Origin of the sequence: Streptomyces thermospinosisporus (assembly GCF_039526425.1) — a bacterium.
Taxonomy (GTDB): Bacteria; Actinomycetota; Actinomycetes; order Streptomycetales; family Streptomycetaceae; genus Streptomyces; species Streptomyces thermocarboxydovorans.
The window spans coordinates 1-20,409 of sequence record NZ_BAAAIZ010000033.1; the positions used below are offsets into that span (position 1 = coordinate 1).

The 20,409-nt window shown below is 72.4% G+C and carries 20 protein-coding genes and 1 riboswitch; of the genes, 17 read left to right on the forward strand and 3 right to left on the reverse strand.

Annotated features, from left to right (window positions below; genetic code table 11):
* The 5 genes from ABD207_RS12525 to ABD207_RS12545 all read left to right on the forward strand — a co-directional run.
* Positions 1 to 460: flavodoxin-dependent (E)-4-hydroxy-3-methylbut-2-enyl-diphosphate synthase (locus tag ABD207_RS12525; RefSeq protein ID WP_344012523.1), on the forward strand; the 460-nt coding region annotated here is incomplete at its 5' end.
* Between the two features lie 28 nt (positions 461 to 488).
* On the forward strand, positions 489 to 2,462 hold the full coding sequence (gene dxs / locus ABD207_RS12530; RefSeq protein WP_344012524.1) for a 1-deoxy-D-xylulose-5-phosphate synthase: 1,974 nt from the start codon (positions 489 to 491) through the stop codon (positions 2,460 to 2,462).
* Entirely contained in the window at positions 2,459 to 3,877 is a 1,419-nt protein-coding gene (locus tag ABD207_RS12535) for an aspartate aminotransferase family protein (RefSeq protein WP_344012525.1), read from the forward strand. Before dxs ends, ABD207_RS12535 begins: the two co-directional genes overlap by 4 nt.
* Positions 3,878 to 4,034: 157 nt before the next feature.
* Positions 4,035 to 4,658 (forward strand): helix-turn-helix domain-containing protein, encoded by a 624-nt coding sequence (locus ABD207_RS12540; protein ID WP_344012527.1) that lies wholly within the window; start codon positions 4,035 to 4,037, stop codon positions 4,656 to 4,658.
* 41 nt (positions 4,659 to 4,699) lie between these two features.
* Positions 4,700 to 4,810 (forward strand): DUF6126 family protein, encoded by a 111-nt coding sequence (locus ABD207_RS12545; RefSeq protein WP_344005465.1) that lies wholly within the window; start codon positions 4,700 to 4,702, stop codon positions 4,808 to 4,810.
* A 31-nt stretch (positions 4,811 to 4,841) separates the two neighbouring features.
* Here the strand turns inward: ABD207_RS12545 and ABD207_RS12550 are convergent, their stop codons facing one another.
* Positions 4,842 to 5,639: a tyrosine-protein phosphatase gene (locus tag ABD207_RS12550; RefSeq protein WP_344012528.1), complete on the reverse strand. Its 798-nt coding sequence runs from the start codon at positions 5,637 to 5,639 to the stop codon at positions 4,842 to 4,844.
* Positions 5,640 to 6,139: 500 nt separating this feature from the next.
* Positions 6,140 to 6,303, forward strand: a riboswitch (cyclic di-AMP (ydaO/yuaA leader).
* A 2-nt stretch (positions 6,304 to 6,305) separates the two neighbouring features.
* Here ABD207_RS12550 and ABD207_RS12555 point away from each other — a divergent pair.
* Together ABD207_RS12555 and ABD207_RS12560 are read left to right on the forward strand one after the other, a co-directional pair.
* Complete coding sequence (locus ABD207_RS12555; protein WP_344012529.1) at positions 6,306 to 7,229, forward strand: M23 family metallopeptidase; 924 nt, start codon at positions 6,306 to 6,308, stop codon at positions 7,227 to 7,229.
* A 235-nt stretch (positions 7,230 to 7,464) separates the two neighbouring features.
* Positions 7,465 to 8,250 (forward strand): SGNH/GDSL hydrolase family protein, encoded by a 786-nt coding sequence (locus ABD207_RS12560; RefSeq protein WP_344005467.1) that lies wholly within the window; start codon positions 7,465 to 7,467, stop codon positions 8,248 to 8,250.
* A 428-nt stretch (positions 8,251 to 8,678) separates the two neighbouring features.
* Here ABD207_RS12560 and ABD207_RS12565 read toward each other — a convergent pair whose 3' ends face one another.
* On the reverse strand, positions 8,679 to 9,284 hold the full coding sequence (locus tag ABD207_RS12565; RefSeq protein WP_344012531.1) for a TetR/AcrR family transcriptional regulator: 606 nt from the start codon (positions 9,282 to 9,284) through the stop codon (positions 8,679 to 8,681).
* A 139-nt stretch (positions 9,285 to 9,423) separates the two neighbouring features.
* Between ABD207_RS12565 and ABD207_RS12570 the strand changes: the two genes are divergently transcribed.
* From ABD207_RS12570 to ABD207_RS12615, 10 genes are all read left to right on the forward strand, one after another.
* Positions 9,424 to 10,626: an MBL fold metallo-hydrolase gene (locus ABD207_RS12570; protein WP_344012533.1), complete on the forward strand. Its 1,203-nt coding sequence runs from the start codon at positions 9,424 to 9,426 to the stop codon at positions 10,624 to 10,626.
* A gap of 637 nt (positions 10,627 to 11,263) precedes the next feature.
* On the forward strand, positions 11,264 to 13,324 hold the full coding sequence (locus ABD207_RS12575) for a sensor histidine kinase (RefSeq protein WP_344012750.1): 2,061 nt from the start codon (positions 11,264 to 11,266) through the stop codon (positions 13,322 to 13,324).
* A gap of 68 nt (positions 13,325 to 13,392) precedes the next feature.
* Complete coding sequence (locus ABD207_RS12580; RefSeq protein WP_344012535.1) at positions 13,393 to 13,854, forward strand: roadblock/LC7 domain-containing protein; 462 nt, start codon at positions 13,393 to 13,395, stop codon at positions 13,852 to 13,854.
* A complete protein-coding gene (locus tag ABD207_RS12585; RefSeq protein WP_167996948.1) occupies positions 13,851 to 14,228 on the forward strand; it encodes a DUF742 domain-containing protein in 378 nt (125 codons plus the stop codon). The genes ABD207_RS12580 and ABD207_RS12585 overlap by 4 nt, the downstream gene beginning before the upstream one ends.
* Positions 14,206 to 14,835, forward strand: coding sequence for a GTP-binding protein (locus ABD207_RS12590; protein WP_344012537.1), 630 nt, complete (start codon positions 14,206 to 14,208; stop codon positions 14,833 to 14,835). Before ABD207_RS12585 ends, ABD207_RS12590 begins: the two co-directional genes overlap by 23 nt.
* Positions 14,836 to 14,895: 60 nt before the next feature.
* Positions 14,896 to 15,471 carry a GAF domain-containing protein gene (locus ABD207_RS12595; RefSeq protein ID WP_344012538.1) on the forward strand — a complete coding sequence of 192 codons (576 nt, stop codon included), beginning with the start codon at positions 14,896 to 14,898 and terminating at the stop codon, positions 15,469 to 15,471.
* A gap of 210 nt (positions 15,472 to 15,681) precedes the next feature.
* Entirely contained in the window at positions 15,682 to 16,713 is a 1,032-nt protein-coding gene (tdh, locus tag ABD207_RS12600; protein WP_344012539.1) for an L-threonine 3-dehydrogenase, read from the forward strand.
* 74 nt (positions 16,714 to 16,787) lie between these two features.
* On the forward strand, positions 16,788 to 17,984 hold the full coding sequence (locus ABD207_RS12605) for a glycine C-acetyltransferase (RefSeq protein WP_344012542.1): 1,197 nt from the start codon (positions 16,788 to 16,790) through the stop codon (positions 17,982 to 17,984).
* Between the two features lie 106 nt (positions 17,985 to 18,090).
* The gene (locus tag ABD207_RS12610) at positions 18,091 to 19,005 is read left to right on the forward strand and encodes a LysR family transcriptional regulator (protein WP_344012544.1); all 915 of its coding nucleotides are present in this window, start codon (positions 18,091 to 18,093) and stop codon (positions 19,003 to 19,005) included.
* A 30-nt stretch (positions 19,006 to 19,035) separates the two neighbouring features.
* Positions 19,036 to 19,416 (forward strand): MmcQ/YjbR family DNA-binding protein, encoded by a 381-nt coding sequence (locus tag ABD207_RS12615; RefSeq protein ID WP_344012546.1) that lies wholly within the window; start codon positions 19,036 to 19,038, stop codon positions 19,414 to 19,416.
* 14 nt (positions 19,417 to 19,430) lie between these two features.
* Here the strand turns inward: ABD207_RS12615 and ABD207_RS12620 are convergent, their stop codons facing one another.
* A complete protein-coding gene (locus tag ABD207_RS12620; RefSeq protein WP_344012547.1) occupies positions 19,431 to 20,351 on the reverse strand; it encodes a transketolase family protein in 921 nt (306 codons plus the stop codon).
* Positions 20,352 to 20,409 lie beyond the last annotated feature (58 nt).

The following is a 20,409-nucleotide window of genomic DNA, read 5'->3' on the forward strand; positions in this document are numbered from 1 at the left end:
GGCCTTCGGTGCGCTGCTGTCGCAGGGCATCGGGGACACGATCCGGGTGTCGCTGTCGGCTCCGCCGGCCGAGGAGGTCAAGGTCGGCATCCAGATCCTGGAGTCGCTCAATTTGCGCCGGCGGGGCCTGGAGATCGTCTCCTGCCCGTCCTGCGGCCGGGCCCAGGTGGATGTGTACAAGCTGGCCGAGGAGGTCACCGCCGGCCTGACCGGCATGGAGGTGCCGCTGCGGGTCGCCGTGATGGGCTGCGTGGTCAACGGCCCCGGCGAGGCCCGCGAGGCCGACCTCGGTGTGGCCTCCGGCAACGGCAAGGGGCAGATCTTCGTGAAGGGCGAGGTCATCAGGACGGTGCCCGAGTCGAAGATCGTGGAGACGCTGATCGACGAGGCCATGAAGCTGGCCGAGCAGATGGAGAAGGACGGTGCCGCGGCGGGGGAGCCGGCCGTCACCGTGAGCTGAACAGCACGGAAGTGAAGGGGGCCCTGGCGTGACGATCCTGGAGAGAATCCGGCAACCACGCGACCTGAAGGCGCTGTCCGAGGGGGAGCTCGTCGAACTGTCCCACGAGATCAGGGAGTTCCTGGTGAACGCGGTCGCCCGCACCGGCGGTCACCTCGGGCCCAACCTGGGCGTGGTGGAACTCACCATCGCCCTGCACCGGGTCTTCGAGTCACCGGTGGACCGCATCCTGTGGGACACCGGCCACCAGAGCTATGTCCACAAGCTGCTGACCGGACGTCAGGACTTCTCCAAGCTGCGCGGCAAGGGCGGCCTGTCCGGCTACCCCTCCCGCGAGGAGTCCGAGCACGACATCATCGAGAACAGCCACGCCTCCACCGCCCTCGGCTGGGCGGACGGCCTCGCCAAGGCCCGCGACGTGCTGGGGGAGAAGGGCCATGTGGTCGCCGTGGTCGGCGACGGAGCGCTGACCGGCGGCATGGCCTGGGAGGCGCTGAACAACATCGCCGCCGCCAAGAACCGGCCCCTGATCATCGTCGTCAACGACAACGAACGCTCCTACGCCCCGACCATCGGCGGCCTCGCCAACCACCTGGCCACCCTGCGCACCACCGACAGCTACGAGCGGCTGCTGGCCTGGGGCAAGGACGTACTGACCCGCACCCCCGTCGTCGGCAACACGCTCTACGAGGCGCTGCACGGCGCCAAGAAGGGGTTCAAGGACGCCTTCGCACCGCAAGGTCTCTTCGAGGACCTGGGCCTGAAGTACGTCGGCCCGATCGACGGGCACGACATCAAGGCCGTGGAGTCCGCGCTGCGCCGCGCCAAACGCTTCCACGGTCCCGTCCTGGTCCACTGCCTCACCGAGAAGGGCCGCGGCTACGAACCCGCCCTCGCCCACGAGGAGGACCACTTCCACACCGTCGGCGTGATGGACCCGCTCACCTGCGCCCCGCTCGCCCCGTCCGGCGGGCCGTCGTGGACGTCGGTGTTCGGCGAGGAGATGGTCCGCATCGGCGAGGAGCGGGAGGACGTGGTGGCGATCACCGCCGCCATGCTGCACCCGGTGGGCCTCGGCCCGTTCGCCGAGCGGTTCCCGGACCGGGTGTGGGACGTGGGCATCGCCGAGCAGCACGCGGCCGTCTCCGCGGCCGGCCTGGCGACCGGCGGACTCCACCCGGTCGTCGCCGTCTACGCCACCTTCCTCAACCGCGCCTTCGACCAGTTGCTGATGGACGTGGCGCTGCACCGCTGCGGGGTCACCTTCGTGCTGGACCGGGCCGGTGTCACCGGCACCGACGGCCCCTCCCACAACGGCATGTGGGACATGTCCGTCCTCCAGGTCGTCCCCGGCCTGCGCATCGCCGCCCCCCGTGACGCCGATCAGCTGCGTGCCCAGCTGCGCGAGGCGGTCGCCGTGGACGACGCGCCGACCCTGGTGCGCTTCCCGAAGGAGTCCGCCGGCCCGGCGATCCCGGCGCTGGACCGGGTCGGCGGCGTGGATGTGCTGCACCGGGCCGACGAGGCGGAGGTGCTGCTGGTGGCGGTGGGCGTGATGGCGCCCATCTGCCTGCAGGCCGCCGAGCTGCTCGAGGCGCGCGGCATCGGCTGCACCGTGGTCGACCCCCGCTGGGTCAAGCCCGTCGATCCCGAACTGCCCCGGCTGGCGGGCCGGCACCGGCTGGTGGCCGTGGTGGAGGACAACAGCCGGGCGGCGGGCGTCGGCTCGGCGGTCGCGCTGGCGCTGGGGGACGCCGAGATCGACGTGCCGGTACGGCGCTTCGGCATCCCGGAGCAGTTCCTCGCCCACGCCAAGCGCAGTGAGGTGCTCGCCGACATCGGACTGACGCCGGTCGAGATCGCCGGCCGGATCGGCGCGAGCCTCGCCGTGCAGGAGGAGCTCGTGCAGGAGGGCGTGACGAGAGAGCTCGGCAAGGAAGAGTTGTCCGCGCCGTCGCCGGACGGGCCGGCCGGCCGGGACCGACAGGAGCATCAGGCATGACCACCGCCCCATCCCCGTCGGAGTCCTCGCGGGCCGGGGACTTCGACCTCGGCGCGCTGCTGTCCGAGCGCGGCGCCGAGCGCTACGAGCTGCACCAGAAGTACCTGAACCACCAGCTCCCGCGCATGCTGCACACCATCGGCTTCGACAAGGTCTACGAGCGGGCCGAGGGCGCCTACTTCTGGGACGCGGAGGGCAACGACTACCTGGACATGCTCGCCGGGTTCGGGGTGATGGGCCTCGGCCGCCACCACCCCGTCGTCCGCAAGGCGCTGCACGACGTGCTGGACCTGAACCTCGCCGACCTGACCCGCTTCGACTGCCAGCCGCTGCCCGGACTGCTCGCCGAGAAGCTGCTCGCGCACAGCCCGCACCTGGACCGGGTCTTCTTCGGCAACAGCGGCACGGAGGCCGTGGAGGGCGCGCTGAAGTTCGCCCGCTACGTCACCGGCCGCCCGCGCGTGCTGTACTGCGAGCACGCCTTCCACGGGCTGACCACCGGCTCCCTGTCGGTCAACGGCGAGTCCGGCTTCCGGGACGGGTTCGCCCCGCTGCTGCCGGACACGGCCGTACCGCTCGGCGATCTCGACGCGCTGGAGCGGGAGTTGCGCAAGGGCGACGTCGCCGCGCTGATCGTGGAGCCGATCCAGGGCAAGGGCGTGCACGAGGCCCCGCCCGGCTATCTGCGGGCCGCGCAGGAGCTGCTGCACCGGCACAAGGCGCTGCTGATCGCCGACGAGGTGCAGACCGGCCTGGGCCGGACCGGCGACTTCTACGCCTACCAGCACGAGGAGGGCGTCGAGCCGGACCTGGTGTGCGTGGCCAAGGCGCTCTCCGGCGGCTACGTCCCGGTGGGGGCCACCATCGGCAAGGACTGGATCTTCAAGAAGGTCTACTCGTCCATGGACCGGGTGCTGGTGCACTCCGCCAGCTTCGGGGCCAACGCCCAGGCCATGGCGGCGGGCCTCGCGGTGCTGTCGGTCATGGAGAACGAGCAGATCGTCGCGGGCGTCCGGGCCACCGGCGAGCTGCTGAAGAACCGGCTGACGGCGCTCAAGGACAAGTACGAGCTGCTCGCCGATGTGCGGGGCCGGGGCCTGATGATCGGCATCGAGTTCGGCCGGCCCCGCTCGCTGAAACTCCGCGGACGCTGGACCGTGCTCCAGGCCGCGCGCAAGGGGCTCTTCGCCCAGATGGTCGTCGTACCGCTGCTGCAGCGGCACCGGATCCTCACCCAGGTCTCCGGGGACCACATGGAGGTGATCAAGCTGATCCCGCCGCTGATCATCGGCGAGCGCGAGGTGGACCGGTTCGTGGCGGCGTTCACCGCGGTGATGGACGACGCGCACGACGGCGGCAACCTGATGTGGGACTTCGGCAAGACGCTGGTGAAGCAGGCGGTCGCACAGAGGTGAGTCGGTCCGTAGCGCAGTGGTGAGGCGTTCCGTCGCGCGGAGGTGAGGCGTTCCGTCGCGCGGAGGTGAGGCGGGCGACGGGGGCGGTGGATGCCAAGGGCTTTGCCCGTGAGGCAAAAGATTTGCCTCGTGGGCAAACCTCCGGCTGAATGGAGGCATGAGCTCCCCCGAGACGGGGCGGCCGGCCGGACCGGCCGCTGCCTTTCCCGCGGTCGCGCCCCAGCTCCGGGCGCTGCGGCGCCGCGCCTCGCTGACGCTGGAGGCCGCGGCCCGTGAGGCGGGTCTGTCGCCCGCGCATCTGTCCCGGCTGGAGACCGGGCAGCGCCAGCCCTCGCTGCCGGTGCTGCTCTCGCTGGCCCGCATCTACGGTACGACGGTCTCCGAGCTGCTCGGCGAGACGGCCGCCGGCCGGGACGCGGTGATCCGCGCCGCCGGCATGGAGCCCACCGCCGCCGGCGGCTGGACGTACTGGCAGGCCGGTGCCTCCGGGCGCGGCATGCAGGCGCTGCGGGTGCGGGTGCCGTACGGCTCCCAGGGCGACATCGTGCGCGTCCACCCCGGCGAGGAGTGGCTGTACGTCCTCAAGGGCCGGCTGCGGCTGCGCCTCGGGGACGGGCTGCACCGGCTGGGGCCGGGCGACAGCGCCCACTTCGACTCGCTCACCCCGCACCGGATCGCGGCCGAGGACCCCGACGGGCTCGAGCTGCTGTTCGTCCACACCCTGCTGCAGAGTCCCACGGCCACACTGTGCCTGGGCCCGACGAGTGAAGAGGCACCGTGACCGACAAGAACACGAAGGACGCAGGCCGCAACACCAAGGACATGGAGGAGAGGTTCCCGCGCGCGCTGTGGGTGAGGCTGTTCATCTACATCGCGGTGGGGCACGTCTTCGCGGCCTTCATCTACCTGCTGTTCGAGGTGGGCGCCAAGTAGCGGGAGGCCGGCGCCACCTGGCGGGCGGTGCTCAGTCCAGCAGGCGCTGGCGAAGCCGCTCCCGGTGCTCGGGGCTGAACGACAGCCCCTGCTCCAGGTAGGTGTCGACGCCGCCCCAGGTCTCGTCGATGGTCTCCAGGGCGGCCGACAGGTACTCGGCGCGGGCGTCGAACAGGGGGCTGAGCAGCTCCATCACCTCGGGCGAGTGGGCCGCCGGTGCGTCGCTGCTGCGGCGCACCTTGTAGCGCCGGTGCTTGGCGTTGGACTTCAGATAGTCCTCGAAGATCGCGTCCCGCTCGACGCCCAGCGCGAGCAGCGTCACCGCCACCGACAGGCCCGCGCGGTCCTTGCCCGCCGCGCAGTGCATCAGCGCGGGGACGCTGTCCTCGGCGAGCGAGTGCAGCACCCGGGAGTGCTCCGCGGTGCGCGTGACGATCATGGTCCGGTAGGAGTGGATCATCCGGGCCGCGCCCTTGCCGTCGTCGAGGATCTCGCGCAGCTGCTCCAGGTCCCCGTCGCGGACCATCTTCCAGAACTCGGCGCCGTCGGCCGGGTCGCTCAGCGGCAGGTTCACATTGCGCACGCCCGGCAGCTCGACGTCCGGCCCCTCCAGCTTCTGGTCGGCCGCGTTGCGGAAGTCGAAGATCGTGTGCAGCCCCAGGGAGGAGAGGAACGCCGCGTCCTCGGCCGTCGCGTGCGCCAGATGACCGCTGCGGAACAGCACGCCGTGCCGCACCCGTCGTCCGTCCACGGTCGGCAGGCCACCCACGTCGCGGAAGTTGCGTACTCCGGCCAGCTCGGGCTCGGTCGACGGGATGTGCTGCGTCACGGGGGCTCCTCCCACTCTGCGCCGCCGCGCGGCTCGGCGGCGGGTTCTGTCGACGATACGACATGGCTGCCCTGGGCAACGAGAACGAGCTACCCCGTCGATATGGGCGATATGTCCTGAGGTGTCCGGCCGGGCGGGCGAGCTTCGCATGCCCTGTCGCGACGCCGGCGACACGGCGGCCAAATCATCTCTTAAGCCGTTCTGTCCGTTTAGGTCATTTCGCCATAACGTGCCCCGAAAGAAAGGGAGATGGGAATGGGGGGCGTGAGCATCGTCATATTCGTGACGATGCGTTGTCGCCATGTTCACGTAATTCACGGGTTTTACAAGGGAATTCGCGGCCCGCGCGGATTCCGGTGCGACGCTCGGTGACCGCATTTGTGCCTGTGGATCACGGAAAAACGGCTTCGCAGGGAACCTCGTGCTTGTCCCATTGCGTCTTGCTCGCTTACGTTCCACACCGATCCGGACGGACGCCTAATCCTGCCGCCGTCCGGGGCCCGCACACACCACTGACCCGTGTTCGGCAGGAGCGGGGGACCCACAGGTAAGACGCCTGGACCGGTCTCCGGAACAGGCTTGGGGTTAAGTCGCGTTGAGGCGCGGCCGGGCATCTCCAGCCCGAACCCGACAGCTCACCTCGCAGGCGCCGGAGAGGAATTCGTCATGCCCGCGAAGGGTAAGCACCGTCGTCCCAGGACGCTTGGTTTCACCCGATCCATCGCCGTCGCCGGAACCGGTGGCGCCGCACTCGCGCTGCCGCTTCTCGGCGCCACCGGAGCCACCGCCGCCACCGCGCAGGTGGCCCCGGAAAAGACCGTCCAGACCCTTTCCGTCGCCGGCCAGAAGGCCGACGGCGACAAGGGCGGCGAGGCCCGCACGTACGTCGTGAAGCCCGGCGACTACCTCGTCAAGATCGCCGACAAGGAGAACGTCGACGGCGGCTGGAAGAAGCTGTACGCCGACAACCGCGAGGCCGTGGGTGACGACCCGTCGCTCATCCACCCGGGTCTGAAGCTCACCATCGACGGCAAGGCCGCCGAGAGCGCGCCGAAGAAGTCCACCGCCGCCGACCCGGCCGCCGCCAAGCCGCAGTCGAAGCCGGCCGCGAAGCCCAAGGCCGAGAAGGCCCCGGAGCAGTCCGCCCCCAAGGCGACCGGCGCCCAGCAGGCCGCCACCACCTCCGGCTTCACCTCGCCGGTGCCCGGCGGCGCCATCGGCACCGCCTACAAGGTGGCCGGCAGCATGTGGTCCAGCGGCTACCACACCGGTGTCGACTTCAGCGTCCCGACCGGCACCTCCCTGAAGGCCGTCGGCTCCGGCACCGTGGTCTCCGCGGGCTGGGGCGGCGCCTACGGCAACCAGGTCGTCATCAAGCTCAACGACGGCTACTACGCCCAGTACGCCCACCTGTCCTCGCTGTCCGTCTCGGCCGGCCAGACGGTGAGCGCCGGTCAGCAGGTCGGCCTCTCCGGTGCGACCGGCAACGTGACCGGCCCGCACCTGCACTTCGAGATCCGCACCACGCCGAACTACGGCTCCGACGTGGACCCGATCTCCTACCTGCGCTCGAAGGGCGTCGCCATCTGACGCCCGCGGCAACCGCTGCATCTCCCTGACACGCCGCCGAAGGCCGGACCCCGATCCCCGGGTCCGGCCTTCGGTGTTGCGCGGAGCACACCCGCCCCGTATTCCGGGGTTGGCGGATTCTTTGAGAGTGGCTTATCTCACCGCCCGTCAAGCCCTGCCTACGGTCGCGTAGGTCACATTCGAAGGTGAATCATGAGGGGCTGTGGCAGACGATTCGAAGAGTGACAGCGCAGCAGTGATCGGGTCGTACGTGGCGGTGGGGGACAGCTTCACCGAGGGTGTCGGGGACCCAGGCCCCGACGGGGCGTTCGTCGGCTGGGCCGACCGGCTCGCCGTGCTCCTCGCCGACCGCAGGCCCGAAGGCGACTTCCAGTACACCAACCTCGCCGTGCGCGGGAAACTGCTCGACCAGATCGTCGCGGACCAGGTGCCGCAGGCCGTGCAACTCGCCCCCGATCTGGTCTCGTTCTGCGCGGGCGGCAACGACATCCTGCGGCCGGGCACCGACCCGGACGAGGTGGCCGAGCGTTTCGAGCGCGCGGTCGCGCGGCTGACCGAGGCGGCCGGGACCGTGATGGTGACGACCGGGTTCGACACCCGCGGCGTGCCGCTGCTCAAGCATCTGCGGGGCAAGATCGCCACCTACAACGGGCACGTCCGGGCGATCGCCGACCGGTACGGCTGCCCGGTGCTCGACCTGTGGTCGCTCAAGAGCGTGCAGGACCGCAGGGCCTGGGACGCGGACCGGCTGCACCTCTCGCCCGAGGGGCACACCCGTGTCGCGCTGCGGGCCGGGCAGGTCCTGGGGCTCGAGGTGCCGGCGGACCCGGAGCAGCCGTGGCCGCCGCAGCCGCCGCGCGGAACCCTGGAGGTCCGGCGGGACGACGTGCACTGGGCGCGGGAGTACCTGGTGCCGTGGATCGGCCGCCGCCTGCGAGGCGAGTCCTCCGGCGACCACGTCACACCCAAGGGCACGCTGTCCCCGGAGGACATCCGCTCGCGGATCGGCGCGGTGGCCTGAGTCCGCTGAGCCGGCCGCCGGTAGCGGGGGCGGCCGGCGCGGCCGGGGCGTCGAGGTGCCGTCCGGGCACTTCAGCAGCGCCGTGGAGTCGTTCGACAACGCCGGGGGTGCTGTGGCGTCGTCCGCGCACCTCGGGGGTGCTGTGGCGTCGTCCGCGCACCTCGGGGGTGCTGTGGCGTCGTCCGCGCACCTCGGGGGTGCTGTGGCGTCGTCCGCGCACCCCGGAGGCGCCGTAGCGTTGTCCGCGCACCCCGGAGGCGCCGTAGGACCGTTCGCCGGGCCTGAGCCGACCGCCGGTGGCGGGGGCGGGCCGCGCGGCCCGGGGTCGTCGAGGTGTCGTCCGAGCGCTGCGGCAACGTCGTAATGCCGCCCGCGCCGTCCCGGCAGCGCACGGGATGTCGTCCGCGCCCGCCCTCACGCAGGGCGGATCACCGGCCCGGCCCCGGAAGCTCCAGTTCCCGTGCCAGCGCCTCCTCGACCCAGGTTCTGGCGCGGGAGCGCGGGATCGTTCCCGTGTAGGAGGTCAGCTGGACGGCGAGGCCGTCCAGCAGGGCCGTCAGGCGCAGGGCCGCCCCCGCGGGGTCGGGGCAGGTGAACTCGCCCGACTCCACGCCCTCCTCGATGACCTCCGTCAGTGCAGCCTTCCACTGACGGTCCAGGTCCCGGGCCACCTCGCGCAGTGCCGGATCGCGCAGGGACACCGCCCAGCCCTCGATCCACAGGCGCCAGCCCTTCGCCTGCCCGGTCGGCGCGTACCAGCGCACGGCCGCGCGCAGCCTGCGCAGGGCCGTGGTACGGCGGCTCAGCAGCTTCCGCAGCCGGGCCAGGTCGGCCTCGGCGGCGTGCGCGAACGCGGCGTCGACCAGCCGCTCCTTGGTGGCGAAGTGGTACAGCACCAGCGCGTTGCTCACCCCGAGCGCCGAGGCCACGTCGGAGATCCGTACGGCGGCCACACCCCGTTCCTCGATCTGCTCGATGGCAGCCCGCAGCATCTCCTCGCGCCGCTCCGCCACGCTCAACCGCACCCTCGTCACGGCGGTCACCCTAGCCCGTACATGTCACGGCGAGGGACGCCCGTACGAGCCGAACAGCACCGCCTCAGCCGATCAGCACCGGGTCGCCGGGACCGGCCGCACATAATGGAAAGCCTGACCTATCCCAGCTGGAGGCACCGTGGCCGGATTCCGTACCCACAGCTCCGGGCTCCGCGCGCTGCGGCCCCCGGCCTTCGGCGCGGACCCCAGCGGTGAGCGCATGGCGCGCATCCGCAGGTCCCCGCACTTCAAGGACGGCGCCTTCGTCAACCCCGGAGGCCCCGCGCGCACCCGCCCCTCGGGCTCCTCCCGGGACCTGGCGAAGGCCCTGCTCGGCAAGGAGAGCCGCGCCCGCCGCGCCCCCCAGGGCACGGTGCCGGTCCACCCCACCACCCTCGCCGACATCGCCCGCCCGCCCGCCACCGGGCTGCGCCTGACCTGGATGGGGCACTCCAGCGTGCTCGCGGAGATCGACGGGCAGCGGGTGCTGTTCGACCCGGTGTGGGGCGAGCGCTGCTCACCCTTCCCCTTCGCCGGACCCCGGCGGCTGCACCCGGTGCCGCTGCCGCTGGCAGCCCTCGGCCCGGTCGACGTCGTGGTGATCTCGCACGACCACTACGACCACCTGGACCTGCCCACCATCAAGGCGCTGGCCGGCACCGACACCCTGTTCGCGGTGCCGCTCGGCGTCGGCGCCCACCTGGAGCACTGGGGCGTGTCCGAGGGGCGGCTGCGCGAACTGGACTGGCACGAGTCCACCCGGATCGGCGGCCTCACGCTCACCGCGACCCCCGCCCGGCACTTCTGCGGCCGGGGCCTGCGCAACGCCCAGCACACCCTGTGGGCGTCCTGGGTGGTCGCGGCCGAGCAGCACCGTGTCTACCACAGCGGCGACACCGGCTACTTCACCGGCTTCACGGACATCGGCTCGGCCCACGGGCCGTTCGACGCGACGATGATCCAGCTCGGCGCGTACTCGGAGTTCTGGCCCGACATCCACATGACGCCCGAGGAGGCCCTGCGCGCGCATCTCGACCTCCAGGGCGGGCAGCCGGGCGGGGTGCTCCTGCCGATCCACTGGGGCACCTTCAACCTGGCCCCGCACGCCTGGGCGGAGCCGGGGGAGTGGACCAAGGACGTGGCCGAGGAGGCCGGCCAGGCGGTGGCGTTCCCGCGTCCGGGCGAGCCGTTCGAGCCCGCGGGCAAGCTGCCGGTGGAGGCCTGGTGGCGCGGGGTGTCCGGTCCGGTCGCCCGCCACTGGCGCCGGCCGGAAGGCGCCGCCGAGCCCGGCGAGCCCGCAAAGGCGACGGGGCGCGACCTCGACCTCGCGGGCGAGCGGTGAGCCGCTGGACCCGTCGTCGGCGGCCGCCCCGCCCAGCAACACGAGCTGCCCGCCGGGGCACAGCTCCCGCGCCCGGTGGGTGAGGAACGCCTCCCAGTCGGCCCGGGCCTGCTCCTTGAAGGCCCGGCGCACCTCACCGGTGGCGCGGGTGGAGAAGATGTCGCCTTAGCCGCGGCCCGCATCCCCGCCACCTGCGAAACAGGCGGCGGAACCTTGGGCCTGATGATTACTGAAAGTGACCTCTGCGAGGTGGTCGGGCCGGGGTCTCCTGGCGTGTTCCCGTCCCGGTCCGGCGCGCCGGACGGGTCGGAACGAGGGAGTGAGAGGCACGAGCTCCTCGATCGCATCGATCGCCCCTGACTGCTTCTGAACAGGGCTGATCGGTTCGTGATCGAGACTCGGTCACCGGTCGGCCGGGTTATCGGTCTGTCGTACGAGGCCTCATACCAGAGCGGGACGTAGGCCGGGGGAGTTTGTCAACTGCCCACCGCACATGATGCGGGGACGACTACGGTGAGTGTCGGTCGACAGCGTCGCAAGAGGGACAAGAGGGAGCGGGGACCGGTACGTGCAGGCACAAGTCGGACGAGGGAACCGGCCGGGAGGCGTGGGTGCCGAGTCGGAGACCGGGCCGGCCGTGCGCGGGCGCGTGCCCCGGCGCGAGGGCACGCCCCGGCGCGAGGGCGGACGGCACGGGCGCCCGGCCGCCAGACCCGCCGCGCCCCTGGCCGAGACGCACATACGGCCGCAGCTGCTGCGGCTCGCCGTGCTGCCGCCCGTCGCCGTCGCGCTCAGCGCCTGCGCCGCCGTGCTGTTCATGGTCCGGTCCACCGGGGTGCGGCCGAGTCCCGCCCTGTGGGCCGTGCTCGGCGGCGCGGTGTGCGTGGCGCTCGCCGGCATCGTCATCGCCGCCGTGGCCGCCGGCCGCACCGCGCGCTCCGTGGGCGACCGCATCGCCCTGCTGCGCCGGAGCACCGCCCGGCGCGAGGGCGAACTGCGCGCCCTCGTCGAGACGCTGCGCCGCGGCGACGGCCCGCCGCCCAGGGCCCGTTACGGCGGACCGCCCCGGGACGCCGACGACTTCGACCTGCTCGCCGCCGACCTGGCGCGCGCACACGACGGTGCCGTGACCGCCGTGGTGCAGGCCTCCCGGCTGTCCAGCCAGGCGGGCAGCGAGCAGAAGCTCGAGGTGTTCGTCAACCTGGCCCGGCGACTGCAGTCCCTGGTGCACCGGGAGATCTCGACCCTCGACGAGCTGGAGAACGAGATCGAGGACCCCGAGCTGCTCAAGGGCCTCTTCCACGTCGACCACCTGGCCACCCGCATCCGCCGCCACGCGGAGAACCTGGCCGTGCTCGGCGGCGCCGTCTCCCGGCGGCAGTGGAGCAACCCCGTCTCCATGACCGAGGTGCTGCGCTCGGCCATCGCCGAGGTCGAGCAGTACTCGCGGGTCAAACTGGTGCCGCCCATCGAGGGCACCCTGCGCGGTCACGCCGTCGCCGACGTCATCCACCTCCTCGCCGAACTCGTCGAGAACGCCACGGTGTTCTCCGCCCCGCACACCCAGGTGCTGCTGCGGGCCAACCGGGTCACCTCGGGGCTCGCCGTCGAGGTCGAGGACCGCGGGCTCGGCCTGCCGGTGGACGAACAGGAGCGGATGAACGCCCTGTTGAGCGACCCCGACCAGGTCAATGTGGCCAGCCTGCTGGCCGACGGGCGGATCGGGCTGTTCGTGGTCTCGCAGCTCGCCAAGCGGCACGGCATCCAAGTGCGGCTGCAGACCAACATCTACGGCGGTGTGCAGGCGGTGCTCGTGGTGCCGCAGACCCTGCTCGGCGCGGAGCCGGGCGCCGCCCCGGCGGGCGGGCAGGACCGCACGGGCGGTACCGGTACGGGGACCGGCACGTCCGGCACCGGTACCGGCCGGGCGACGCCACCCGCCGGTGTGCCGCTGACCCCGGCCGCCACCCCCTCCGTGCCGCAGTGGCAGCGGCCCGGTCCGGGCGGCAAGCCCTCGCCCGCACCGGTGTCCGCGCCCGCCTCGACCGCCTCATCCGCCGGGCACACCCGGTCCGCGGAGCACACCCGGTCCGCGGAGCACACCCGGTCCGCGGGGCACGCGCGGCCGGCGGCGCCCGTGACGCAGGCGACGTCCTCCGCGCCCGCGCCGTCCGAACAGCCCGCCTCGGCCGCCCCGTTCGTGCCCTCGGCCCGGTCCGCGAACGGCCGGTCCGTCGCCCCGCCGCTGCCCGTGCGGGGCGGACGGCAGACGCGGCCCACCCCGGCGGAGGCCGTGCCCGGCATCAGCGCGGAGGACCGGCAGGTCCTCGCCGAGCAGGAGAACGAGCCGCTCACCCCGCGCACCGGCACCGTGCGGGGCACCATGGGCCGGCCCCAACTGCCCCGCCGCCGCGCCCAGGAGCACATCGCACCCCAGCTCCGCGACGGCCCCGTCCCGCGCCAGGACCCCGAGGAGGTCCCCGGCCACGACCCCAACCTCATGGCCGCCTTCCGGCGTGGCATCAGCCTGGCCGAGACCCAGCAGCACCCCGGCGGCACCCAGTCCGCCGAGCCCCGGGCCACTGAGCCCCGGTCCGCCGAGCGGGCCGCCGGACCCGACCGCACACCCCTTCCCGCACGGGACCCGGAACGTATCGAGCACACCCCCCGGCACGACGGGAGCGCATCCGCCGGATGACCACCTCCACCCCCGGCCTCAGCCCCAGCGCTCCCGCTGACCTTCGTACGACAAGGAGTCGATCCACCATGGCGAGCGATGCGCCGACCGCCCATGTATCCGATCTCGACTGGCTGATGAGCGGCCTCGTGCAGCGCGTACCGCACACCAGCAGCGCCGTACTGCTGTCCTGCGACGGACTGGTGAAGTCCGTGCACGGCCTCGACCCGGACAGCGCCGACCACATGGCCGCCCTGGCCTCCGGCCTGTACTCGCTCGGCCGCAGCGCCGGCATCCGCTTCGGCGACGGCGGCGACGTGCGGCAGGTGGTCGTCGAGCTGGACTCCACCCTGCTGTTCGTCACCACCGCCGGATCCGGCACCTGCCTCGCGGTGCTGGCCGGCCGGGAGGCCGACGCGGCCGTGCTCGGCTACGAGATGGCGATGCTGGTCAAGAGCGTCCGGCCCTACCTGGTGACCGCACCCCGGCAGCACGCCGGCGAGCCCCAGGCATCCCCGGGTTCGCCGGCTTCCCCGGCGATGAGGTCTTGAGCGCGACGGCGGCCGGCGACGGACCCTGGCTGGACGACGCCGCCGGGCGGCTGGTGCGCCCGTTCACCGTCAGCAACGGCCGCACCCGTCCCACCGTCGCCCTCGACCTGCTGTCGCAGGTGATGGCCACCGGAGCCACCCCCCTCGGCTATCTCGGCCCCGAACACGCACAGGCCCTGGACCTGTGCCGCGCCCCCGTCCCGGTCGCCGAGGTCGCCGCCCATCTCAAGCTGCCGGTGGCCGTCACCAAGGTGCTGCTGGCGGACCTCGTCGACTGCGGGGCGCTGACCACCAAGCCCCCCGCGTTCCACCACACCCCGACGGACCGGGCCCTTCTGGAGGCAGTGCTCGATGGACTACGACGACAGCTCTGACTACGGCGACGGCACCGAGCACGGCGCCGACGTCTTCCCCACCGCGCTGAAGATCCTCGTCGCGGGCGGGTTCGGCGTGGGCAAGACCACCTTCGTCGGCGCGGTCAGCGAGATCGCGCCGCTCAGCACGGAGGAACTGCTCACCACGGTCAGCGCCGCCACCGACAGCCTCGACGGCATCGAGAACAAGGTCGAGACGACCGTCGCCATGGACTTCGGCCGGATCACCCTCGACCCGGAACACGTGCTCTATCTGTTCGGCACGCCCGGCCAGGAGCGGTTCTGGTTCATGTGGGACGAGCTCTGCGAGGGCGCCCTCGGCGCGGTCATCCTCGTCGACACCCGGCGCCTGGAGGAGTGCTTCCCGGCCGTCGACTTCTTCGAGCAGCGCGGCCTCGGATTCATCGTCGCCGTCAACGAGTTCGACGGCGCCTTCCGCTACGACCCCGAGGAGGTGCGTGCCGCACTCGACCTGCCGGACGAGATCCCCGTGGTGTGCTGCGACGCCCGGATCTCCAGCTCCGGCGTCCAGACCCTGCTCACCCTCGTCCGGCACCTCATCGCCTACGCCCCGGCCACCGCCACCGGACATGGCGCCCACATGTGATCCCCGCACACCGTCACGGAGCCCGTACATGACTCTCGCCCACCCACAGGGAGCCCGCCCATGAGCTACGACCCGCCCCGCCCGGCCGGTCGTCTGCTGCTCACCCCCGAGGACAAGGGGGCACCCGCCCGCAGGCGCAGGCTGCAGCTGCTGGGACTGGGGGAACGCCCCGAGCCCGCCCTCGACGCCTTCGCCCACCGGCTCGCCGAGCTCACCGGCGCCCCGTACGCCATGGTCAACTTCCTGCACGAGGAAGGGCAGTTCTTCGCCGGCCTGTACACCCCGTCCGCCCCGCCCGCCGTGCGCAGCGACGGCACCGGCACTCTGCTGGGCCGGTCACTGCCCCGTGACCACGGCTTCTGCCCCCATGTGGTGGCGCGGCGCAAGGCGCTGGCCCTGCAGGACGTCGGCGACTACCCGCGGTTCGCGGGCAATCCGGTCGTCGACGAGTTCGGCATCCGCTCCTATCTGGGCGCCCCGCTGATCGACAGCACCGGCATGGTCCTGGGCACCGTGTCGGTCTGCGACATCCGGCCGCGGGCCTGGGGGCAGGAGGGCCTCGCCGCGATCAAGGAGCAGGCGGCCCGGCTCGTCGTACGCCTGGAGGGCCGGGAGGACGGCGGTCTGCTGCTCTGAGCCGCCCGGAGCGGGCCTCGAACGCCCTGAGCGCGGTGCACCGCCGATGAGGTGACGCGTGAAGGAAAGCTGTGGCTGAGCTTAAGAAATCCTCGATGGACCGGTGATGGTGTTGTACGGCAGATTGCAGTGCGATTCCACTCCTCTCCCCGGCACCCGGGCCTCCTTCGCATGCCCGGGTGCCGGGACACACCCACAGGAGCCGTTGCGTTGAAGGCGCTCGTCAAGGAGAAGGCGGAACCCGGGCTGTGGCTCGCGGACGTTCCGGAGCCCGCCGTCGGACCCGGCGACGTACTGATCAAGGTGCTGCGCACCGGTATCTGCGGTACCGATCTGCACATCCGGAACTGGGACGGCTGGGCCCAGCAGACCATCAGCACCCCGCTGGTCCTCGGGCACGAGTTCGTCGGTGAGGTGGTGGAGACCGGGCGGGACGTTCCCGACGACATCAAGACCGGTGACCTGGTCAGCGGCGAGGGCCACCTGGTGTGCGGCAAGTGCCGCAACTGCCTGGCCGGCCGCCGCCACCTGTGCCGGGCCACCGTGGGTCTGGGAGTCGGCCGCGACGGCGCCTTCGCCGAGTACGTCACGCTGCCCGCCTCCAACGTCTGGGTGCACCGCGTCCCCGTCGACCTGGACATCGCCGCGATCTTCGACCCGTTCGGCAACGCCGTGCACACCGCGCTGTCCTTCCCGGTCGTCGGCGAGGACGTGCTGATCACCGGGGCAGGACCCATCGGCCTGATGGCCGCCGCCGTGGCCCGCCACGCGGGCGCCCGCCACGTCATGATCACCGATGTGAGCGAGGAGCGCCTGGAGCTGGCCCGCAAGATCGGCGTCAGCCTCGCCCTGAACGTCGCCGAGTCGAGCATCGCCGACGGCCAGCACACCCTCGGCCTGCGCGAGGGCTTCGACATCGGTCTGGAGATGTCCGGCCGCCCCGAGGCCATGCGGGACATGCTCGCCAACATGACGCACGGCGGCCGGATCGCGATGCTCGGCCTGCCCGCCGAGGAGTTCCCCGTCGACTGGGCCCGGATCGTCACCTCGATGATCACCATCAAGGGCATCTACGGCCGCGAGATGTTCGAGACCTGGTACGCGATGTCGGTGCTGCTGGAGGGCGGCCTTGACCTCGCCCCGGTCATCACCGGCCGCTACGGCTACCGCGACTTCGAGGCCGCCTTCGACGACGCGGCCGGCGGCAAGGGCGGCAAGGTCATCCTGGACTGGACCGCCTGACGCCCTCGCGGGCCGCACCGCCGCCCGCCCGCCGCGCCGACCGCTTCCGCGCCACACCCTCAGGAGCATCCGCCATGTTCGCTTCCGTCCGCGACGACCTCCGCGCCACCCTCGACGAGATCCGCGCCGCCGGCCTGCACAAGCCGGAACGCGTCATCGGCACCCCGCAGTCCGCCACGGTGAACGTCACCGCCGGCGGCCGCCCCGGGGAGGTCCTCAACTTCTGCGCCAACAACTACCTCGGCCTCGCCGACCACCCCGAGGTGATCGCCGCCGCCCATCAGGCCCTGGACCGCTGGGGCTACGGCATGGCCTCGGTCCGCTTCATCTGCGGCACCCAGGAGGTGCACAAGGAGCTCGAGGCCCGGCTGTCGGCCTTCCTCGGCCAGGAGGACACGATCCTGTACTCCTCCTGCTTCGACGCCAACGGCGGCGTGTTCGAGACGCTGCTCGGCCCCGAGGACGCCGTCATCTCCGACGCGCTCAACCACGCGTCCATCATCGACGGCATCCGCCTGTCCAAGGCCCGCCGCTTCCGCTACGCCAACCGTGACCTGGAGGACCTGGAGCGGCAGCTGAAGGAGGCCTCGGACGCGCGCCGCAGGCTGATCGTCACCGACGGCGTCTTCTCCATGGACGGCTATGTGGCGCCGCTGCGGGAGATCTGCGACCTCGCCGACCGCTACGACGCGATGGTGATGGTGGACGACTCGCACGCCGTCGGCTTCGTCGGCCCCGGCGGACGCGGCACCCCCGAGCTGCACGGCGTGATGGACCGCGTCGACATCATCACCGGCACGCTCGGCAAGGCCCTCGGCGGCGCCTCCGGCGGCTATGTCGCCGCCCGCGCCGAGATCGTCGCGCTGCTGCGCCAGCGCTCGCGGCCCTACCTGTTCTCCAACACGCTCGCCCCGGTGATCGCCGCGGCCTCGCTGAAGGTCCTCGACCTGCTGGAGTCGGCGGACGACCTGCGCGTCCGGCTCGCCGAGAACACGGCCCGCTTCCGCCGCCGGATGTCCGAGGAGGGCTTCGACATCCTGCCCGGCGACCACCCCATCACCCCGGTGATGATCGGCGACGCGGCGCGGGCCGGCCGCATGGCGGAGCTGCTGCTGGACCGCGGCGTCTACGTCATCGGCTTCTCCTACCCGGTGGTCCCGCAGGGCCAGGCCCGCATCCGCGTCCAGCTCTCCGCCGCCCACTCCACCGAGGACGTCGACCGCGCCGTGGACGCCTTCGTCGCAGCCCGCGCGGAACTGGAGGCGGCCTGAGCGGGGCATCCCCCGTTCCCCGTTTCCCGTTTCCCGTTTCCGGACAATCGGAGCACTCCGTCCTGCCCGGGCGGAGTGCTCCGTCACGTTTGAGACAATCGGCCACATGATCGAGGCACGGCGGCTGCACATCCTCCGTGCGGTGGCCGACCACCGTACGGTCACGGCGGCTGCCGCCGCGCTCTACCTCACCCCGTCGGCGGTCTCCCAGCAGCTCACCGCGCTGGAGCAGGAGACCGGCCACAAGCTGGTGGAACGCAGCGCCAGGGGCGTACGGCTGACCCCGGCCGGCGAGATCCTGCTCAATCACACCAACGCGATCCTCGCCCAGCTGGAGCGGGCCGCGGCCGAGCTCGCCGCCTACAGTTCCGGCTCGGCCGGCACGGTCACCGTCGCCTCCTTCGCCACCGGCATCGCCGAGGTCGTCGCGCCCGCGGTGGCGAGCCTCGCCGGGTCGGCGCCCGGCATCCGCATCCGCGTCCAGGACGCCGAGGGCGACGCCAGCCTGCCGATGGTGCTGGACCGGCAGGTCGACGTGGCCGTCGCGGTCGAGTACCGGGGCGCACCGCCCGCCGACGACCCCCGGCTGGCCCATGTGCCGCTGTACGCCGAGCCGTTCGACGCGGTCGTCCCCGTCACCCACCGGCTCGCGGAGACCCCTGAGGTGCCGCTGTCCGAGCTGGCCAAGGACCCGTGGATCGGCCCCTATCCCGGCAACCCCTGCCATGACGTGGTCGTCCTGGCCTGCGAGAACGCCGGGTTCCAGCCGCGGCTTGAGCACTCCTCGGACGACTTCCGCGCGGTGGTCGCGCTGGCCGCGGCCGACGCCGGGGTGGCGCTGGTGCCGCGTTCTGCGCTGCGCGGCATGGATCTCGCCGGTGTGGTGGTGCGGCCCGTCGACGGAGTGGCGCCCACCCGCCGGGTGTTCGCCGCCGTGCGCCGGGGCGCGGAGGAGCACCCGCTGATCAAGCCCGTCCTCGACGCGCTCCAGGAAGCCGCCCCCGCCTCTCCCACCAGGTGATTGTCAGGGGCGGGCGCTACGGTGCCTGCCATGCCGGATGCCGAAGACGTACGACGGATCGCGCTGTCCCTGCCGGACACCACGGAGAAGATCGCCTGGGGCATGCCCACCTTCCGGGTCGCGGGGAAGATGTTCGCCACGCTGCCCGAGGACGAGACGTCCATCGCGGTGCGCTGCCCCAAGGAGGAGCGCGACGAACTGGCCCTCGCCGAGCCGGAGAAGTTCTGGATCGCCGGCCACGAGGCGCAGTTCGCCTGGGTGAGGGTCCGGCTGGCCGCCCTCGAGGACGAGGCCGAGCTGCACGACATCCTCGCCGACTCCTGGCGCCAGGCGGCCCCGCCCCGCCTGCTGGAGGCCCACCCGGCGCTGGGGCTGCCGCCCGCGAACCGGCCTCCCGGCGGGGCCGCCTGACGTCAGGAGCCGTCTCACACACCGGCCGGTGCGGGCCGTCCTGCCAGGAAGCCGGTGATCCGCTCCCGCAGCGACCGCGCGTCGAGGCCGTGCGCGGCCACATGCTCCTCGATCGTGCCGTAGCGGCGCAGCTCGGCCCGGCCCACGCCCAGGCCGAGCACCCGGTGCGGCACGTCCGGCAGCGCGTCGTTCGCCGCCCCGGTCGAGGTGCCGGCCAGGTAGGGCTCGACGAGCACCACGTCCGCCCCGGCCCCCTCGGTGGCCCAGCGCAGCGTGGCGGCGTCGAAGGGACGCACGGTCGTGGCGTAGAGGACGGTGACGTCGAGGCCCTCCGTCGCGCCGAGCACCGGGCCCAGCATCGGCCCGACCGCGACGACCACGCCGCAGCTCCCCTCGCGCACCGTGAGGAACCGCTCCCCGTCGACCGGCATGGCCTGCCCGTTGGACTGCACCGACAGCCGCACGTACACCTTGTCGTCGCCGGCGGCCACTGCCTGCCGCAGCAGCGTCCCGGCCTCGTCCGGGTGCCCCGGCACATGCACGGTCCAGCCGTCCAGCGTGTCCAGCAGCGCCACGTCGCCCGGCGCCATGTGGGTGTAGCCGCCGGCCGGCCAGTCGAAGGACGCGGCGGCGCTCACCAGCACCGCCCCCACCCCCTGGTGCCCCAGGTCCAGCTTGACCTGCTCGAAGGGCCGCTCCACCAGGAAGCCGGCGAAGGTGTGCACCACCGGGCGCAGTCCCGTGAGCGCCATTCCGGAAGCGGCCCCCACCAGCAGCTGCTCGCGGATGCCGACGTTCACCACCCGGTCGGGGTGCCGGCGCCGGGCGGCCTCGAATCCGGCCATGCCGACCTCGGCGAGCACCACGGCGACCCGGGGGTCCTCGTCGAGCAGCCGGGAGACGACAGGGGCCAGACGATCACGCATGGTGTCCACGGGGATCGCTCCTCTTCTGGTAAGCGGGTTGGGTGACTCGGGCGGGTCGATCGGGCGG

What these genes read in the sequence shown, in the direction of transcription:
- ABD207_RS12535 (WP_344012525.1), top strand. Translation starts at nt 2,459, where the DNA reads ATGACCACCGCCCCATCCCCGTCGGAGTCCTCGCGGGCCGGGGACTTC.
- ABD207_RS12540 (WP_344012527.1), top strand. Translation starts at nt 4,035, where the DNA reads ATGAGCTCCCCCGAGACGGGGCGGCCGGCCGGACCGGCCGCTGCCTTT.
- ABD207_RS12545 (WP_344005465.1), top strand. Translation starts at nt 4,700, where the DNA reads ATGGAGGAGAGGTTCCCGCGCGCGCTGTGGGTGAGGCTGTTCATCTAC.
- ABD207_RS12555 (WP_344012529.1), top strand. Translation starts at nt 6,306, where the DNA reads ATGCCCGCGAAGGGTAAGCACCGTCGTCCCAGGACGCTTGGTTTCACC.
- ABD207_RS12580 (WP_344012535.1), top strand. Translation starts at nt 13,393, where the DNA reads ATGGCGAGCGATGCGCCGACCGCCCATGTATCCGATCTCGACTGGCTG.
- ABD207_RS12590 (WP_344012537.1), top strand. Translation starts at nt 14,206, where the DNA reads ATGGACTACGACGACAGCTCTGACTACGGCGACGGCACCGAGCACGGC.
- ABD207_RS12595 (WP_344012538.1), top strand. Translation starts at nt 14,896, where the DNA reads ATGAGCTACGACCCGCCCCGCCCGGCCGGTCGTCTGCTGCTCACCCCC.
- ABD207_RS12605 (WP_344012542.1), top strand. Translation starts at nt 16,788, where the DNA reads ATGTTCGCTTCCGTCCGCGACGACCTCCGCGCCACCCTCGACGAGATC.
- ABD207_RS12610 (WP_344012544.1), top strand. Translation starts at nt 18,091, where the DNA reads ATGATCGAGGCACGGCGGCTGCACATCCTCCGTGCGGTGGCCGACCAC.
- ABD207_RS12615 (WP_344012546.1), top strand. Translation starts at nt 19,036, where the DNA reads ATGCCGGATGCCGAAGACGTACGACGGATCGCGCTGTCCCTGCCGGAC.